Genomic DNA, 962 nt, shown 5'->3' on the forward strand with positions numbered 1-962 from the left:
CGACAAACTCATCCAAGTGCCGATCCGCGTTCCGCAGCTCGGCACTCAAGAGGTGCGCGCCTACATGATGCTGCTGTTCGTCGACGACAGTGACCTCGACGAGGCCGAGAAGGAGAAGATCCGGGCGGCCGTGATCGCGCAGTTGAAGAAGGCCTGGCAGGGCAAAAAAGTCGATCGCGCTTTCGTCAACTCGCTGGGCGTGAAGCTGCCCGGAAAGTTGATCGGACAGCTCGATACCGCGGAACGGCTCTCGTCCCTCATGACGACTGCGTCCGGGATCGTGGGAAATCCCCGCCTGATAAAGCGCTTTCTGAACGCCCTGTCGATCCGCATGACTATCGCCCGGGCGCAGCAGGTCGACGTCGACGAAGCCGTGCTCGCCAAGCTCCTTCTGTTCGAGCGCATCGGCGATCCGAGGGCCTACGCCGAGCTCGTCAAGAACGTCTCCATCAACGCCGAAGGAAAGCCCTCCTTCCTGAAGGAATGGGAGCAGGGCGCTTCCGCCGGTCGCGAGCTCAACTTGAAGGAACCATGGACGGCCGATTTCGTGCGAGAATGGCTGGCGCTCCCGCCGTCGCTTCACGACACCGATCTCCGCGGCGCGCTCTACGTCAGCCGCGAGCATGCGCCGCTGATCACGCCCGAGGACGGCCTCTCGTCGGAAGCGGCCGAACTGCTCGCCGGCATGGTCGAGCACCCCGACATGGCCGGCACCCTCAAAGAACGCCTCGTCCGCGTCCAGCGCGGCGAGACCACCATTATGATGGATCGCCTGCTGGAAGCCGCGAGGAAGGAGCAGGAGTGGGGCGCGCCCGCCATCCTCACCGCGTGCATCGTCCTCGCCGAAGTCGACCCCGTCCAAGGAGCTCGGCTCGCCGCGTTCCTGGCGGAGCGCCCGGCACCCCAGATCCAACCGAGCATCGTGCCGAAGATAGCCGACCGTCCATGGGCGAGCCCGGTGC

The 962-nt window shown here is 65.1% G+C and carries 1 protein-coding gene; it reads left to right on the forward strand.

Features of this window, described 5'->3' with window-relative positions:
* Window positions 1-16: 16 nt before the first annotated feature.
* A partial coding sequence (locus tag JHD07_RS20765) for a P-loop NTPase fold protein (protein ID WP_291625314.1) occupies window positions 17-962 on the forward strand: 946 nt, incomplete at its 3' end.

It is taken from the genome of Bradyrhizobium sp. (assembly GCF_016462955.1).
GTDB lineage: Bacteria > Pseudomonadota > Alphaproteobacteria > Rhizobiales > Xanthobacteraceae > Bradyrhizobium.